Here is a 14,841-nt window from a genome sequence, read left to right on the forward strand (position 1 = left end):
CTTGCACCGAATCCTTCTCTTCTAGTTCGCGTATAATCTTTCGACGTCTTTTCAAAATGTTTCTATTAAAAATAAGGAGTAGATCATCACATGCACAAAAAGAAACTGACTTGGTGGGTATCCTCGCTGCTTGCTCTCATGCTTATTACATTAACAGGCTGCCAAACCGTACAAGGCTTAGACATTGGTGCCGTAATCAAAAACGACTGGTCTGTGAAGTCCTCAGAATCCAAAGGAACATTGCAACTCGAATTCCTGCCTGGCGATATCTCTAAATTGTCAGCGGACGAACAAAAGGCGCTCAGCGCCCTGCAAAATGTGAAAATTGAACTCACTAACGTGAAAACAGAAGATGCCGCACATGTTTCTGCCGATGGTTCCCTTACATACAGCAAAGGAAAGATTCCTTTCAAGCTGGCGACGGAAGGCACCAAGATTGTGCTGAGCATCGAAGGCGCCAAGAAGCCGGTTGTGTTTGATCTATTGGGCGGTTCCAGTGTCTCTTTCCTTCAATTGCTGCCTAAAGCACTGCAAGAACAATTCGGCGGTAAAATTGCCGAGATCAAGCCAGCGATTATCGGGCTTATTCTAGCGAATACAGCCAATCCCTCCCATGTCTCCGTCACATCCGTTACGGACAAAGTGAATGGGGAAGATCTTGCTTTGCAGAAAGCACATTTCGAGCTTAGCGGCACTGAACTGGCTGCCCTGCTCCAAAAGCTGTTAGCCAACATTCTAGCTGATGAAGCTGGCCTCAAAGACTTGATCAGCCAATTGTACGATGCTATATCGCCAGTTATTCAAGAACAGATTACGAATGGTTCCACCGATTTCACCCTGAAGCTGCTCGGGAACAAACAGTTAGCCGTAGGCTTGGTATATCCTTCTGTTCATGACTTCCTGCAAAAGGCATCTGATTCTCTGAAAGCGGCTATCGCCGGAAATGCTTCCGCCGACCAAGGTTTGCTGCCAATCCAAGCGCTGTTCAACGCAAAATCTGCGCTGCAGGCTGATATTTATGCCGATGCTGACAAACAAGTCCGCAAACAGGCTCTTGCTCTGAACTTGCCGCTTGCCAATACGCCAGGCGTATCCGGCCTTAAACTATCCTATGTCAGTGAAACTTGGAACATTAACAAGCCGACCAAAGCCGCAACAATTGATATTTCCAGCGGTGCGGTGAAAGTGAACCCAGAAGCATCCGCTATCTATAGCTTCTTGAACAACCTGGATAAGCAATCACTTCTCTACACCTTGCTCAAAAATGATTTGAAAATCACGAAGAAGCAAGTTAGCCTGGCTACAACGGGTCCTGTAACGGATACACCGCAGCCTTTTATCAATGCCGACGGCGTTACAATGGTTCCCGTCCGTTTCATTTCTGAAAAGCTCGGCGCTGAAGTCGGCTGGAGCGGAGAATCTCAGCAAGTTACGATCAAGGATCTGCTATCCGGGGCAACGATTGCGCTGAAATTGGATAGCAAAACTGCTAGTGTTAATGGCTCCTCACTTGATCTTGAAAGTGCAGCAACGCTTCATAACAGCTCAACGTTCGTGCCGATTCGTTTCATCGCCGAGCAGCTCGGCGGCATCGTTTCCTTCAATGACGATACGCGTGTCGTCACGATCAAACGCGACTAACCCATTTAAATTAACGGCACATGGGCGTTCGCCTATACCCTTTTCACGCTGCTGAATAGTCTAGTAAGGAACTAGGCAAACAGCCTGCTGCCCAGAGCAGCAGCGCGATAAAGGAGCGAGCGTTATGTACACAAATCAACCTCATGTTATTTACCAATCCGATTCTAATTGGCAGCACGAATTGATGCAAAAAAGAGATATGCTGATGGGCACGCTGCATCCGCACGTCGGTCGTACTCTTCGTGTCACCACCTTGGACGGACATACGTATGAAGGCGTTCTGGTTAACGTGGATGGTCACCATGTCTATCTTCAAGTAACGTCACATGGCCAGCATCACGGTCAGCACAGACCCATCTATACACCAGCCCAGTACAACCAGATCATGACTTTAGTTCTGTTTGAGCTCTTGGTAATCGTCCTGCTTTCCTAGAAAAGAAGCTCGCACCTCCTATTCGGTCTTATTGACCTAGGTGGTGCGAGTTTTTTTGCAATGAGCCGCTCTCCCACGATTTGTATAATTTTACTGCTTCAACCGCATCTTTCTATCTATTCGAGCGTATAATCTATCACGGCTATTATTTATTAGCTATTATATTTAAGGAGTAGATTCGGAGATGGAAAGAAAGAGATGGACTTGGTGGGTATCCGCCTCACTCGTAATTCTGATGTTTGCACTAACCGGTTGTCAGAACCTACAAGGATTAGACGTTTCACAAGCCTTTCAAAATAGCGCGGCCGTGAAGTCCGGCGAATCCAGAGGATCTCTTCAATTGGAGCTTATTCCGGGGGACCAAACCGCGTTTACTGCCAATGAAAAAGCCATATTCAACGCATTGAAGAATGTGAAGCTAGAGTTAACTAACGTTGCTATGCAGGACAAGCAGCACCTCTCCGTGAACGGTGCTATCACGTACAGCAAAGGGAAAATCCCTTTCCAAGCCAGCTTGGATGAGACCCAGATTGTCCTTCAAATCGAAGGCGCCAAACAACCGATTTTCTTTGATTTAACCGACGCCGAGCGCGGCTCCATGCCAAGTCCGTTAACAACTGATATGCAGAAGCAAATCATGGATAAAGCCGAGTCGCTGTCACCGGCCATCTTGAAATTCATCATTGCCAATGCGCCGAATCCGAGTCAAATTGCCGTCTCATCCGTCTCGGAGCAAGTGTACCAAGAGACGCTTTCTTTGCAAAAACTCCATTTGGAGATTAAGGGCAGTGAACTTGTCGGCCTCCTCAAAACATTCCTAACCAACATCATCGCCGATGACAAAGGATTGAAGGAACTCATTGGACAGCTTTATGACGTTCTCGCTCCAATCATTAAAGAAGAAATGAAAAGATCAGCTACTGAGAATGAGTTCTCCTCACCTTTTCCTGACTTGATGATGGCCTACCTGGATAATAAAACACTAGCTGTCGAATTCGTTTACACAACGGTTCAACAAGGGCTGCAGAAAGTGCTCAAAGACTGGAATCAGACGGTGGAATCTTCGCTTTCTTCGATTCGAGATGATCAAGTCAAAGCCTTCTTGAGCGATAAAACGGTGCTGAAAACCGATTTATTCATCGATGGTGACAAGCAAATCCGCAAAGTCAATGCCGAGCTTTCTTTCCCTATTGCTGATGCAAAATCAGGGATAAGTGCTGTTAAACTAACATTCGTCAATGAAACCTGGAATATCAATAAGCCTGTGAAAGCCGCTTCAATTGCCATCACCGACGATGCGCTGGATCTTAGCGAAGCACCTTTCTACGGCAGTACCATTCTCAACTATTTCAAAAAAGATTCACAGGCCTACTCGCTTTTAAGAAATGATTTGCAAGTAGCCAAAAAAGATATTCATTTATTGTTGAATACCAATGACGATGAAGATGAATACTCGTTCTATGATGCGAGCCATCCCTTTATTAATGAGGATAACATCTCCATGTTGCCGGTTCGTTTCCTTTCTGAGCGACTGGGCGCAGCCGTGAAATGGGACGATACGGCCAAACAAATCATCGTTAAGGACGACCTGACGGAGAAAACTATTGTGTTCACGTTGAACAGCAAATCAGCTCAAGTTAACGGCGTCACAGTTGCTCTGGAAAGCCCCGCTATCCTGAAGAATGGCTCCACGTTCGTTCCACTGCGCTTTATAGCGGAGCAGATGGGCTGCAAGATCGAGTTCGACAATCAGACGCAAAGCGTCAACCTGACAAGACAATAGAAGTGTTTATAAGAAAGCTCGCCCTCGGGTCTACGCGACCTCTGAGGGTGAGCTTTTGTTTGGGTTTTTTATTAGAAAAAGAATTTTTGGTGAAATTGGAATAAGCTTCCCTTTAAATGGATATATTATCAAAGCTGCGTTAACAAGCTGTCCGAGTCGATGTGATCTCGAAGAACAAATGCGCAGGCACAAATTATTGTTGGAGGTTTATGTCTACATGGAAACAGGTACAGTCAAATGGTTTAATGCAGAAAAAGGGTTTGGTTTTATCGAAATGGAAGGCGGAAAAGACGTGTTCGTTCACTTCAGCGCCATTACGGGAGAAGGCTTCAAAAGCTTAGACGAAGGTGAACGCGTACAATTTGAAGTTACTCAAGGTAACCGCGGGCCGCAAGCTGAAAATGTAGTCAAGCTGTAGTCCTTCACCACATATTGCGATAAACTGCTTGCGAGTCTGAGTCTACTATGACAAGGAGGAGTTCGATTGTACTTTTCAAAGAAATCGTTGGAGCCTGTTCCTGAAGAGGAAACCAGCATCTGGACCTGCAGCACAGAGCAGTGTTCCTGTTGGATGAGAGATAACTTTTCATTCGCGGATAGTCCGGAATGTCCGATCTGTCATTCATCCATGGTCAAGGATCAAAAAATGCTCCCAACCTTATCGAACACAAGCAGCAGGCGATAACCGTCGTACTGGAAGCCCTGACCACTCCTTCACCGGAGACGGTGAGGGCTTTCCTTTATCCAGCAGCCTCTACAACAGAAGAGGCTGCCTCGCAGTCATTTTCGACTAATGAGGCAACCTCTTGTTCTATTTTATAAAATAGTTCGTTGGAAATCTTCGGTACTGTACGAATTCACTTCTGTCGAAGGGGTCGCCAGGACTAGGATTTTCCCCTTATCCAACTCGCCTTCCAGTCTGCTCGCTTCGACTTCAGGCACGCCCAGCGATTTCATCTTCGCCCGGAGCTCATCGCCGCGGGATCGGAAGAGATTCGCAATGGACGTAATCACGCCTTCCTCCGCTATCGAAATTTGCTCAGCACCTGTGTAATTAGCTACGAAGTCGGTACCTTCTGCACTATGCGTCAGTACGTAGATGTGGTCTCTCTCGAAACCTTCCCTGTACAGTTGCTGCACCTTATTCTGTGCTTCTTGAAGATTCGCTGTCACACTCACTCTAGTATAAGTATCCATGATCATTCCTCCTCTTTCGCATTTGATTTATAAGGGTGAAGCTAGGGTAAACGGAATTAAATACTTCTGCGTCTGCCGAAAATCAAGGATACAACGAACATGATCAGGAAGACAAAGAATAGTACTTTGGCAATCCCCACTGCCGCTGAGACAATCCCGAAAAATCCGAAAACACCTGCTACAAGTGCAATGATGAGAAACATAATGGCCCAACCCAACATAGGAAACACCCTCTCTTTATTATTAATTGTGTTGTTCTTGCTATGTTGTCTATTACCCATCATGTCTGATAGTGAAACACTTTTCCAAGAATTATTAGGTGCTGTGCCCTCTATTCGCTGGTTGAATGTCGATTCAACGCTTGCTGTTCCAGCCTTTCCATGCGCTGATCAAGACGCTCCAATAATACTTTTAATTCGGTATTTTCCTGCTCTGCCCGATAGTTAATAGCGAAATCCAGAATAGCCTCCTGCTTATCTCTGGCTGCCTGGCGGTTCTGACTCATCAAGATTACGGGCGCCTGAAACGCCGATAAACAGGACAAAATCAAATTGAGTAAAATGAACGGCGGTTTGTCGAAGGCAAAACTCATCAGATTAACAAGCATCCAAACGATCAAAAATGTAATAAACAGAACAATAAACGTCCAACTTCCGCCAAACGTAGCAATTCTATCAGCCAAGCGGTCCGCCCATGATGATTTCTTATTTTGCTGCTGTGTCAGATGGGATTTAATACTGCCTTGGTACTCTCTCACCATGACCTTGATGCGATCTAATTGCTCCATATCTAACTGAGCGCTTTGATCTTGTTCCAACTCCTGGAATAACTGCTCAGGCGTGCATTCCCCGCTGATTTCTTGGTCATTCGCCTCTTCTCTCATCCCTATCCCTTCCTTCCGTGTCCAGAGATCACACTACTCTTTATTTAAACCTTCCTCACCCTCTATGAAACAACCTAATTTTCACAACAAAAAAACCGCTCATTGATGAACTCATCAATAGAAGCGGTCTGAGAGGTCTGCTATTTCTTACGGTAAATACGTTCTTGCGGAACAAATTCCTCATAGTGCACACCTTCTGGTATGAACAGGATTGACTCCTTTTTGCCAAGCCCGAGGTAGCCTCCCGACGTCAAGCTTTCATGAAAAAGACTATGCACCTGCTGCTGCAGCTTGTTGTCGAAGTAAATCATAACATTCCGGCAAAGGATTACGTGGAATTCGTTGAAGGAACCATCGGTCACCAGATTATGTTGGGCGAAAACCAGATTGTCCTTCATTAACGGTCGGAAATAAGCATATTGATGATCTGTTGTGTAATATTCGGAGAAGGCCATCTCGCCGCCGGCATCCAGATAGTTCTTGGTAAACAGCTGCATCTGTTTCAGCGGGAAGGCGCCCTTTTGCGCAGCTTCAATCGCTCTGTCATTCATATCTGTGGCATAGATCCGCGTTTTCTCCGCCAAACCCTCTTCCTGCATGAGGATGGCCATCGAATACACTTCTTCTCCTGTCGCGCAGCCTGCATGCCAAATGCGAATCTCCGGAAGCTTCCGCAGCTCAGGGACCACATGTTCGCGGAACGCACGGAAAAAGCTCGGATCCCTGAACATCTCCGTTACCCGAATGGACATATCATTTAGCAATAGCTCCACGAAGCCAGGTTCATGCAGCACTTTTTCCAGAACAGCGCTGATCGTCGGCAGCTTCTCCGCTCGCATCCGATTAAGAATTCGCCTGCGCAGCGAAGAACGCACATAATGCCGGAAATCAAATCCGTACATTTGGTATATGCCTTCTAAGAGAAGATTGATTTCAATTTGTTGCAATTCATCCTGATAGGGGAAATCTTCCATTTCGCTTAACTCATCCCCGGTTTGATAGCTCAATGCTTTTTCACCTGCTTCGTCAACCACACACGCATGAGCGAGAATAATTGATCCATGTTCAAAGGTTTCGTAATGTAGTCGGAAGCACCTGCTTCCAGACACTTCTCTTTCTCGCTCTTCATGGCTTTCGCGGTCAACGCAATAATAGGTAAGTCCATCAGCTGAAGCTGCCCTCTGATGGCCTGCATCGCTTCGTAGCCGCCCATGACAGGCATCATGATATCCATTAAGACAAGATCATAATCTGAACTGCCTTGAAGAATTTCAAGGGCCATCTTGCCATGATCCGCTACTTCCACAGTCACGCCTTTCATCTCCAGCGCAGTAACCAATGCGAATACATTCCGAGCGTCATCGTCGACAAGCAGGATTCTTTTCCCCTGGAATAACTGCGCATCGGATTTAATGGCCTCAGTCACAGGAGAATCATTGATCACATGCAAGAATTCAGACGATAGCGCTTCAACGGCCACCACGTCAGCATACTCACCTGCGGCTGCAATTTCGCCCGCAGGATACATCGTCACCTGATCATCTTGATCCGTTTCCTGCGCATTAGGAAGATACAGCGTAAATGTACTGCCTTTGCCTACTTCGCTTTTGACAACAATGGAACCGCCTAGCAACCGCGTGAACTCACGGCAAATGGATAAGCCTAAGCCTGTGCCGCCGTATTGGCGATTCGTTGTCCCATCGACCTGACGGAACGCTTCAAAAATAACTTGTTGCTTATCAATTGGAATCCCTATTCCCGTATCGGTGATGGAAATAGCCAGCACTTTCTCTTCCGGATCCCGATGCAAAAGCTCTTGCACGCGAACTGGATCAGCAAGAGCGATCCGCATCGTAATCGATCCTTCCTCCGTAAATTTGAAAGCATTGGATAGGAGGTTCTTCACGATCTGCTGCAAGCGTTGGCCATCTGTCAGCATCACATTCGGTACATTCTCTTCCAAGATAATATCAAAATCCAGCTTCTTCTTCTCGGCCACTGGGCCAAACATCAGCTTCATTAATTGCGGCATTTCCGTCACGTTGAATTCATCGGCCATAATTTCTATCTTGCCCGCTTCAACCTTGGATAAATCAAGGATATCATCAATGAGTGCCAGAAGATCGTTCCCTGCGGCATACACAACACGGGAGTAATCCACGACCTCCGACATTTGCATTTCGCCGTTATTTTCCGCCAGCATTTGCGACAAAATCATAATACTATTCAGCGGCGTACGCAGTTCATGCGACATATTCGCCAAGAAATCCGACTTGTATTGGGAACTCGTTTGAAGTTTAAGCGAGAATTCTTCCAACTCATCTTTGGCTCTCTTCAATTCCAAAGCCCTTTGTTCGGAGAAATGGTTCTGTTCCTCCAAGAATTCATTGGTCATTCTGAGCTCTTCCTGCTGCATCTGGAGTTCTTCGGACTGAGCCTGAAGCTCCTCAGACTGGGCTTGCAGTTCTTCCGTCAGCATCTGCGATTCTGAAAGCAGCCGTTCCACTTCCATCCGTCCCCTCACATTGAGAATCGCTGATCCGAACTTATCCTGCAGGGAATCGATCAATGTCAGATGCTGTGACTGGTAGGGCTGCAAGGAGGCTATTTCAATTACGGCCTCCGTCAGTCCATCCACCAGGATCGGTGCCACCAAGAGTGCACGCGGCGCGGATACGCCTAAGCCTGAAGTGACTTTGACATGATCCTCCGGCAGATTATCCATTAGGAAAATCCGCTGATCGAGTGCGCATTGACCAACCAAGCCTTCACCCAAGCCGAAACTGTCAGAAGCAGGGTCTTCGCCAATAGCCGCATAGCTGGCCATTTTTACAAAGCGGGTTTGCCCATTCACGTATTCCCGCAGATAGACAGCGCCATAGAGACTGCCCAGCATAGGGGCCAGCGTATTGACAAACGTTTCACTCAAAAGCTTTATTTCATTAATCCCTTGATACAAAGTTGCAACTTCCGTTAAATTTATTTGAACCCAATTCTGCTTCTGCAAGTTGGCTAACAATTCATTGGTAGCTACGGCCAGCTCTTTGATCTCATCATTGGTTTTGACTTGAATTCTAGTGGTCAAATCGCCCTCAGACGCCGTAATATCTCGAATCGTTCGGATAACTTGTTTGATAGTGCCCGTAATCGAACTAGATAGGAATAAGGCCACAAGAATAGCAAAAATCGAAATGATCCCGAGAACAGAGAAAAGAACAACTCTAAGATTATAGTTGCTTTCAGCTAACTGTTCGACTCTGGCAGCCGTTAATTTCTTCTCTGCTGAGAGAAAGGAGTCGAACTGCGTACGCAGTTGATCCATGATCTTTTTGCCATTGTTTTGGTAGAAAAATTCATTAAGAGCTTGTTGATTGTTAGCCCCCTTAGCCTTTATAGCAAATTCACCGGCATTTTTAATCCAACTCTGAATAGTAGGCTTAATTTGCTCTAGGCTTCTCTGTTGCGAGGGGTTATCCTCTATAAGCTGATGAAGCTTGTTGTAGTTATCCAGCCAAGTTCGGCTGCCGGCATCATAAGGTTCCAGATATTGCGTATCCCCTGTTATGACGTAGCCGCGCATCCCCGTTTCCATATCAAGCATATTTTTTTGAATTAAATTTAATAAATCATGGACTTCCATATCATGCGTAGAGACAAAACTGACTTCCTCTTGAAGCGAGTTTACACGGTCACTCACGACCAAAAGCGATATCCCTAAGCATATGATAATAAAGACATATCCAACTATAATTTTGGCACGTATATTGATCTGTAAAGATTTAAGCATAGTTGCCTCCTAGTATAGTTCGTAGAGAATGTTATGTTAACATTCTACTACTCTCACTATACCACATTCAGGGAGCTAATAGAGAAAATCTCTGATTATTCCTGCAACTGATCCAGCAGTTGATCCAGCTCTAGATCCGATGGCGGATACGCTAGATTCATGCTTTCCAGAGCGTCCACTGCAATTTGCAGGACGGCCAAATCACGGTACCAGCGATGGTTCGCAGGAACGACATACCACGGCGCCGATTCGGAGCTGCACTGTCTAAACACGTCCTCATAGGCTTGCTCGTATGCCCCCCATGATTCACGTTCCACAAGATCATTCTTATCGAACTTCCAGCGCTTCGTCTCATCAGTCAACCGATTGCGCAGCTTCGCCAGCTGAAAATCTTTGGAAATGTGCAAGAAAATCTTCACGATTTTCACACCGCTGCTTTCTAGCAATTTCTCAAAACGGTTGATATGTTTAAATCGCTTCTTCACTTCCGACTCGCTGATCCACTTATGGGTTCTTGTAATCAGGACATCCTCATAGTACGAGCGAATAAAAGCCCCAATCATGCCTTTGGCAGGCACAATTTTGTGAGCCCGCCAGAGAAAATCATGAGCTTCCTCTTCCTCCGTAGGCGTACGGAAGCTGTTCACTTGAAACCCTTGCGGATGCAGGCCGCCAAGCGCACGCTTGACGACACCGTCCTTGCCGCTGCAATCCATGCCTTGGATAACGAAGAGTACCGCTTGCTGCTTGCCCGCGTATAAGACATTCTGCAAGGCTTCCAAGCGTTCCTTCAAACGCTCGATGTTCGGCTCAGCCTCTTCCCGATCATGAACACTCCCCGTTTCATTGGGATCGATTTGCGCTAGCTTTACTTTCTTCCCATGCTCCAAACGAAATTGGCTGTTTAGCATCAGCACGCCCCCTTATGAATTCTCTATCAAAACGGCCTTCAATTTATCTATTGCCCGTTTTTGGATACGGGATACACTCATTTGGGAAATTCCTAGTTGATCGGCGATTTGCCGCTGTGAGTGCCCTTCATGGTAGATGAGGCCAATGACGGTGCGCTCTTCTTGCTTCAAGCAATTCATGGCCTCTTCCAAATCCATCCGTCTCTCCAGTGATGTGTAATCATCTGTTGGTCCAGCAATCATATCGCCAATCGTGGCGCTGTCGCCTTCACTTGTAAGAGGTGTATCCAGCGACGTGTAATTATAGTAGTCACGGCCCGCCAGAATCTCGATGGTTTCTTCGGAACTGAGCTCCAGATAAGCAGCAATCTCGTCAATGCTAGGTGAGCGCTCAAGCTTGACCGTCAGTTCATCCAATGCCCTTTGGACCATGGAGCCTTTTTCCTTAATACGCCTTGGAACCTGTATGTACCATGACTTGTCACGCAAATAATTTTTGAGGTGACCGATCAAACTTTTCATCGCATAGGCTTCGAATGGGATATCCATAGAGCTGTCATATTGCGTGAAAAGCCGCAGCATCGACATTTGACCGACTTGAAATAGATCTTCATACAAATCAGGACGGCTTCGCGACATTTTGCCAACTGCCATACGAACAATAGGTTCATAGTGCAGCAGCAGTGCCGTAGCCGTCTCTTGGCAAGCTGTTTCTTTGTAGATCTTCATCTTCAAATACATTTCGTATAAAGGCTTTGAGGATGATGCATTGGCATTCATACCATTTCCTCTTTTCTATTCAGCTGCCCTGCTATATGTTTCAACAAAATAACCTCAGTTCCTCTCCCGCTGTGCGTAAGTACTTGAACTTCATCCATCAGCGCTTGCATCAGAAAGAGGCCTAACCCGCCAACTGTGGCTTCACTGATCGATTTGTGATGAAGCGTCGCTTCGTCCGGATCCGTTTGAACATAGTTAAAACTATTGCCCTCATCCTTAACGGAAATTTTCAGATAGCCATCGCTATGCTCGAATTGGATGTCTACCGTGCCTGTTTGATCCTCGTAGGCATGAAGAATAGCATTATTGCATGCTTCCGCAACGGCTACCTTCATATCTTCAATATCTTCAAAAGAGAAGCCGGCTTTGGTAGCAACACCGTATAGGGTAAGGCGAACAATATCCAAATATTCCGCCCTCGCAGGTATAGTAAGTCCGATGTATGGTGTCATATGATTTCTTCTTTCCTTTCTGTTGCACGCTGATTGGCTGACTGTTGATCACCATTCACGAAGTATCTGGATACGCCTGTTAAGTCAAACAAACGTTGAATTTTGGCAGGAATGTGTTGAATTCGGAATGCGGCTTGCATAGCTGCTCTCACTTTAAGCACTGAGACAAACATGCCGATTCCCGTACTGTCAATATAGCGAAGTTCTCTTAAATCCAGAATAAGACTTTGGTCTTCCAGGTTCACGACGGAATCAAGCACAGCGGCCAGTTCCGATGCCGCGGACAGATCAAGTTCCCCACTCAGATAGATCATATTTTCTTTGCCATTTGATTGCTTATAGACGGTAAATTTACGTATTGCGTTCACAAGATGACCCCTTTCCTATTTCGTAACACCGGCGTGCGGTGATTTATTTGCTTTCATTTTTTGCCACATATCGAAGGATATCGCTGCGCCTTGAATGATCGTTTGCCATTTGTGGTTAGGCTTTGCTCCTTCTTTCATTATACTCGTTTGCTTCACAGCTGAGAGCAAGCTGGTTGCGGATTGTTTCACCGAAGTTGTCAGTTCGTGAATGACCTGACCCACATCATTCACCGAGCTGAACAAGTGATTCAGTTTAGCCAGTTTAACTCGTACATCTATGGCCATCTCATTCGTATTGAGAATTACATCCTGTACTTCTGAACTGATTTGTGTCACTTCATTCTTCATCTGGCCCATGGTCGATGTGATCTCATCCAAGGAATGCTTCAATGACTTTAAGGTTTGTATTAAATAGAAGACCAGAAATACAAACGCAACGGCTGCAATAATCGCACTGATTTGGAATAACATTTGAATCACTCCTGTCTGCTTAATTACTTATTGTTACCCTCATTGTTCGAAGATGAAACAGGGCGTGCAGAAAATTTCAATTTTCTTTTTGACTGTTTCACTTACAGGGCTGCTGGGTACTTATATGTATAAACAACTATACAAATTAAGTGGAGGGATTCACATGGCCAAAGTCGCAATCAAAGCAAACCCAGTTACAGACATTCTGGATAAACAAGTCGCAAACTTCTCCATTCTTTATATGAAAATCCATAATTATCACTGGTATGTGAAAGGCGAGAACTTCTTCACGCTACATATCAAATTCGAGGAATTGTATAATGAGGTAGGCTTGCATCTGGATGTAATCGCCGAAAGAATGCTCGCGCTTCGCGCTATTCCGACAGCTACCTTGAAGCAGCATCTGGATACAGCTTCCGTTAAGGAAGCGAAGAATGATGAAACGGCGGAACAAATGGTCAAGCAGTTGGCTAGCGACTTCTCGCTGGTCTGCTCCGAGCTCACAGAAGGCATTGAACTTGCTGAAGAGAGCAAGGATCAGCCTACAGCGGATCTGCTCATTGGCATTCGCTCCTCACTAGAGAAGCATAGCTGGATGCTGGAAGCATTCCTTGGGAAATAAATGGAAGTAAGAGTTGCATAAAAAAGAGGCTGTCCGATAAGTAACAAAATGGATTAGTGGGACAGCTCGATTGAAATAAAGAAAAACGGCTTCGCCGCCCTGAGAGATCAGCCTCTTAGTAGCGGCAAAACCTGTTAAGGGAACTAGAGGACGCTATATAGGCAAATAGCAGGGATGCTGGGGTATTAGCGGAACTACAGGGTCTTATTTCCACGAAAAACGCTGAAGTTGCCCTGAAACAGCAAAATAGCGGACTGTAGTTCCCTCACCCCTGCGATATGGATACTTTTGGCTAAAATAGCGGACTGTAGTTCCCTCCCTCTGTTCGCACAGGGCGGCTGGAGTAACTCCGCGCTCACTCCAATACATATAAACTCTTATATTTTGAAAAAGGAGCTAAGCGGCTTGTACACGCTTAGCTCCTTTGCTTTTAACGGTCGAGCCCCGTCGTCGCCCCCCCCGCTACATCCATCTGTCACTCTAATGAACTGTATGATGCTTATACACGAGAAAATGGCTACTTTGGCGATCTAATTCAATCGAGGTAAGCCAGGATTGCGCTCTGGGTACCCAACCATGAGGGCGTGATTCGATGGGTTGAAAATAAGGCAGCATCTATACCCTCATGTAGATTGTTCATTTGTTTTGGAGCCAGTATCTGGCGTTTGCACATATTTCACGAGCGTAACCTCGGTTCCGGCATCCGTGTTCACTGCCACCTCATCCATCAGCGCCTGCATCAAATAGATGCCGAGGCCGCCAGGCTGCAAATCGCTGGGCGAATTGCCCGTTAGCGGACCTGCTTGCTGGCTGCGCTCTTGATAGTTGAAGCCGGTGCCCTCATCTTTCACTTTCACAATGAACTTGCCGTCCTCCGCCTCGTAGCTAATCTCGATCTGGCCTATCTGATCGCTCAGCGGCTCACTGTGAAGCACCGCATTGTTGCAAGCCTCCGAAACCGCTACTTTCATATCTTCGATATCTTCATAAGAGAAACCTAACTTGGAGGCGACGCCATACAGGCTGAGTCTAACTATATCTAAGTATTCCGCAGTAGCGGGTATCTTCAAACGAACGACATTCATGCTCTGCCTTCGATCCCTTCGTTGAGGAATCCGGAAATTCCTGTAAGATCGAACAGTTTTCTGATACTGGACGGAATATTGCGCACTGCGAATGGCGCCTTCAGCTCATCCCGAATCTTCAAGGCCGATACCACAATACCAATGCCTGTGCTATCAATATACCTTAACTGTCCAACATCAAGGATTAACGCTTTATCAGCCCGATGGACAACTTCTTCAAGGGCATGCCGGAATGTTAAAGCTGCCGCCAAATCCAGCTCCCCTCTGATATGAAGCTCTATTGATTCTTCCAATTCTTCTCGATCAACCTGGAACTTTTCCGCTGGCATTAGCCACACTCCTTTACGTTATTCATCTTCTAAATAGTAACAAGACCCCTAGAATTTCACAAGTTCCGATTAAAAAGAAATGATCCTTCTGACACATAG

19 protein-coding genes are annotated in these 14,841 nt (G+C 46.0%); 7 read left to right on the forward strand and 12 right to left on the reverse strand.

Going from position 1 to position 14,841, the window contains the following annotated elements:
* Positions 1–90: 90 nt before the first annotated feature.
* From IEY34_RS13980 to IEY34_RS14005, 6 genes are all read left to right on the forward strand, one after another.
* Positions 91–1,641, forward strand: a complete 1,551-nt coding sequence (locus IEY34_RS13980; RefSeq protein WP_189012489.1) for a copper amine oxidase N-terminal domain-containing protein — start codon at positions 91–93, stop codon at positions 1,639–1,641.
* Between the two features lie 124 nt (positions 1,642–1,765).
* Positions 1,766–2,074 carry an LSm family protein gene (locus tag IEY34_RS13985; protein WP_189012490.1) on the forward strand — a complete coding sequence of 103 codons (309 nt, stop codon included), beginning with the start codon at positions 1,766–1,768 and terminating at the stop codon, positions 2,072–2,074.
* Positions 2,075–2,258: 184 nt separating this feature from the next.
* On the forward strand, positions 2,259–3,857 hold the full coding sequence (locus IEY34_RS13990) for a copper amine oxidase N-terminal domain-containing protein (protein ID WP_189012491.1): 1,599 nt from the start codon (positions 2,259–2,261) through the stop codon (positions 3,855–3,857).
* 217 nt (positions 3,858–4,074) lie between these two features.
* The gene (locus IEY34_RS13995; RefSeq protein ID WP_079410998.1) at positions 4,075–4,275 is read left to right on the forward strand and encodes a cold-shock protein; all 201 of its coding nucleotides are present in this window, start codon (positions 4,075–4,077) and stop codon (positions 4,273–4,275) included.
* Between the two features lie 66 nt (positions 4,276–4,341).
* Entirely contained in the window at positions 4,342–4,542 is a 201-nt protein-coding gene (locus tag IEY34_RS14000; RefSeq protein WP_189012492.1) for a cold-shock protein, read from the forward strand.
* Positions 4,464–4,679, forward strand: a complete 216-nt coding sequence (locus tag IEY34_RS14005) for a hypothetical protein (RefSeq protein WP_189012584.1) — start codon at positions 4,464–4,466, stop codon at positions 4,677–4,679. Before IEY34_RS14000 ends, IEY34_RS14005 begins: the two co-directional genes overlap by 79 nt.
* On the opposite strand, the gene IEY34_RS14010 is transcribed toward IEY34_RS14005, so the two are convergent.
* The 10 genes from IEY34_RS14010 to IEY34_RS14055 form a co-directional block, all read right to left on the reverse strand.
* Positions 4,674–5,054, reverse strand: a complete 381-nt coding sequence (locus IEY34_RS14010; protein ID WP_229757638.1) for a YflT domain-containing protein — start codon at positions 5,052–5,054, stop codon at positions 4,674–4,676. The genes IEY34_RS14005 and IEY34_RS14010 overlap by 6 nt on opposite strands.
* Before the next feature lie 56 nt (positions 5,055–5,110).
* A complete protein-coding gene (locus IEY34_RS14015) occupies positions 5,111–5,275 on the reverse strand; it encodes a DUF1328 domain-containing protein (protein ID WP_079411004.1) in 165 nt (54 codons plus the stop codon).
* A gap of 110 nt (positions 5,276–5,385) precedes the next feature.
* Positions 5,386–5,937 (reverse strand): DUF1003 domain-containing protein, encoded by a 552-nt coding sequence (locus tag IEY34_RS14020; RefSeq protein ID WP_189012494.1) that lies wholly within the window; start codon positions 5,935–5,937, stop codon positions 5,386–5,388.
* A gap of 140 nt (positions 5,938–6,077) precedes the next feature.
* Positions 6,078–6,911, reverse strand: coding sequence for a CheR family methyltransferase (locus IEY34_RS14025; RefSeq protein ID WP_189012578.1), 834 nt, complete (start codon positions 6,909–6,911; stop codon positions 6,078–6,080).
* A gap of 29 nt (positions 6,912–6,940) precedes the next feature.
* Positions 6,941–9,724: a CHASE3 domain-containing protein gene (locus tag IEY34_RS14030; protein WP_189012495.1), complete on the reverse strand. Its 2,784-nt coding sequence runs from the start codon at positions 9,722–9,724 to the stop codon at positions 6,941–6,943.
* Between the two features lie 95 nt (positions 9,725–9,819).
* Positions 9,820–10,635: a PPK2 family polyphosphate kinase gene (locus IEY34_RS14035; protein ID WP_189012496.1), complete on the reverse strand. Its 816-nt coding sequence runs from the start codon at positions 10,633–10,635 to the stop codon at positions 9,820–9,822.
* Between the two features lie 12 nt (positions 10,636–10,647).
* Positions 10,648–11,415, reverse strand: a complete 768-nt coding sequence (locus IEY34_RS14040; protein WP_189012497.1) for a sigma-70 family RNA polymerase sigma factor — start codon at positions 11,413–11,415, stop codon at positions 10,648–10,650.
* Entirely contained in the window at positions 11,412–11,867 is a 456-nt protein-coding gene (rsbW, locus tag IEY34_RS14045; RefSeq protein WP_189012498.1) for an anti-sigma B factor RsbW, read from the reverse strand. Before rsbW (IEY34_RS14045) ends, IEY34_RS14040 begins: the two co-directional genes overlap by 4 nt.
* Positions 11,864–12,235, reverse strand: a complete 372-nt coding sequence (locus IEY34_RS14050; protein WP_189012499.1) for an STAS domain-containing protein — start codon at positions 12,233–12,235, stop codon at positions 11,864–11,866. The genes rsbW (IEY34_RS14045) and IEY34_RS14050 overlap by 4 nt, the downstream gene beginning before the upstream one ends.
* 15 nt (positions 12,236–12,250) lie before the next feature.
* Positions 12,251–12,706: a DUF948 domain-containing protein gene (locus tag IEY34_RS14055; RefSeq protein ID WP_189012500.1), complete on the reverse strand. Its 456-nt coding sequence runs from the start codon at positions 12,704–12,706 to the stop codon at positions 12,251–12,253.
* A 163-nt stretch (positions 12,707–12,869) separates the two neighbouring features.
* Here IEY34_RS14055 and IEY34_RS14060 point away from each other — a divergent pair, with 163 nt between their 5' ends.
* A complete protein-coding gene (locus tag IEY34_RS14060) occupies positions 12,870–13,328 on the forward strand; it encodes a Dps family protein (protein ID WP_189012501.1) in 459 nt (152 codons plus the stop codon).
* 623 nt (positions 13,329–13,951) lie between these two features.
* Here IEY34_RS14060 and rsbW (IEY34_RS14065) read toward each other — a convergent pair.
* Both rsbW (IEY34_RS14065) and IEY34_RS14070 read right to left on the reverse strand, forming a co-directional pair.
* Positions 13,952–14,413, reverse strand: coding sequence for an anti-sigma B factor RsbW (rsbW, locus tag IEY34_RS14065; protein ID WP_189012502.1), 462 nt, complete (start codon positions 14,411–14,413; stop codon positions 13,952–13,954).
* The gene (locus IEY34_RS14070; protein WP_189012503.1) at positions 14,410–14,742 is read right to left on the reverse strand and encodes an STAS domain-containing protein; all 333 of its coding nucleotides are present in this window, start codon (positions 14,740–14,742) and stop codon (positions 14,410–14,412) included. The genes rsbW (IEY34_RS14065) and IEY34_RS14070 overlap by 4 nt, the downstream gene beginning before the upstream one ends.
* Positions 14,743–14,841: the final 99 nt, after the last annotated feature.

The organism is Paenibacillus marchantiophytorum (assembly GCF_014640555.1).
Taxonomy (GTDB): Bacteria; Bacillota; Bacilli; order Paenibacillales; family NBRC-103111; genus Paenibacillus_E; species Paenibacillus_E marchantiophytorum.

What these genes read in the sequence shown, in the direction of transcription:
- IEY34_RS13980 (WP_189012489.1), top strand. Translation starts at nt 91, where the DNA reads ATGCACAAAAAGAAACTGACTTGGTGGGTATCCTCGCTGCTTGCTCTC.
- IEY34_RS13985 (WP_189012490.1), top strand. Translation starts at nt 1,766, where the DNA reads ATGTACACAAATCAACCTCATGTTATTTACCAATCCGATTCTAATTGG.
- IEY34_RS13990 (WP_189012491.1), top strand. Translation starts at nt 2,259, where the DNA reads ATGGAAAGAAAGAGATGGACTTGGTGGGTATCCGCCTCACTCGTAATT.
- IEY34_RS13995 (WP_079410998.1), top strand. Translation starts at nt 4,075, where the DNA reads ATGGAAACAGGTACAGTCAAATGGTTTAATGCAGAAAAAGGGTTTGGT.
- IEY34_RS14005 (WP_189012584.1), top strand. Translation starts at nt 4,464, where the DNA reads ATGTCCGATCTGTCATTCATCCATGGTCAAGGATCAAAAAATGCTCCC.
- IEY34_RS14010 (WP_229757638.1), bottom strand. Translation starts at nt 5,054, where the DNA reads ATGGATACTTATACTAGAGTGAGTGTGACAGCGAATCTTCAAGAAGCA.
- IEY34_RS14015 (WP_079411004.1), bottom strand. Translation starts at nt 5,275, where the DNA reads ATGTTGGGTTGGGCCATTATGTTTCTCATCATTGCACTTGTAGCAGGT.
- IEY34_RS14020 (WP_189012494.1), bottom strand. Translation starts at nt 5,937, where the DNA reads ATGAGAGAAGAGGCGAATGACCAAGAAATCAGCGGGGAATGCACGCCT.
- IEY34_RS14025 (WP_189012578.1), bottom strand. Translation starts at nt 6,911, where the DNA reads ATGGAAGATTTCCCCTATCAGGATGAATTGCAACAAATTGAAATCAAT.
- IEY34_RS14030 (WP_189012495.1), bottom strand. Translation starts at nt 9,724, where the DNA reads ATGCTTAAATCTTTACAGATCAATATACGTGCCAAAATTATAGTTGGA.
- IEY34_RS14035 (WP_189012496.1), bottom strand. Translation starts at nt 10,635, where the DNA reads ATGCTAAACAGCCAATTTCGTTTGGAGCATGGGAAGAAAGTAAAGCTA.
- IEY34_RS14040 (WP_189012497.1), bottom strand. Translation starts at nt 11,415, where the DNA reads ATGAATGCCAATGCATCATCCTCAAAGCCTTTATACGAAATGTATTTG.
- rsbW (WP_189012498.1), bottom strand. Translation starts at nt 11,867, where the DNA reads ATGACACCATACATCGGACTTACTATACCTGCGAGGGCGGAATATTTG.
- IEY34_RS14055 (WP_189012500.1), bottom strand. Translation starts at nt 12,706, where the DNA reads ATGTTATTCCAAATCAGTGCGATTATTGCAGCCGTTGCGTTTGTATTT.
- IEY34_RS14060 (WP_189012501.1), top strand. Translation starts at nt 12,870, where the DNA reads ATGGCCAAAGTCGCAATCAAAGCAAACCCAGTTACAGACATTCTGGAT.
- rsbW (WP_189012502.1), bottom strand. Translation starts at nt 14,413, where the DNA reads ATGAATGTCGTTCGTTTGAAGATACCCGCTACTGCGGAATACTTAGAT.
- IEY34_RS14070 (WP_189012503.1), bottom strand. Translation starts at nt 14,742, where the DNA reads ATGCCAGCGGAAAAGTTCCAGGTTGATCGAGAAGAATTGGAAGAATCA.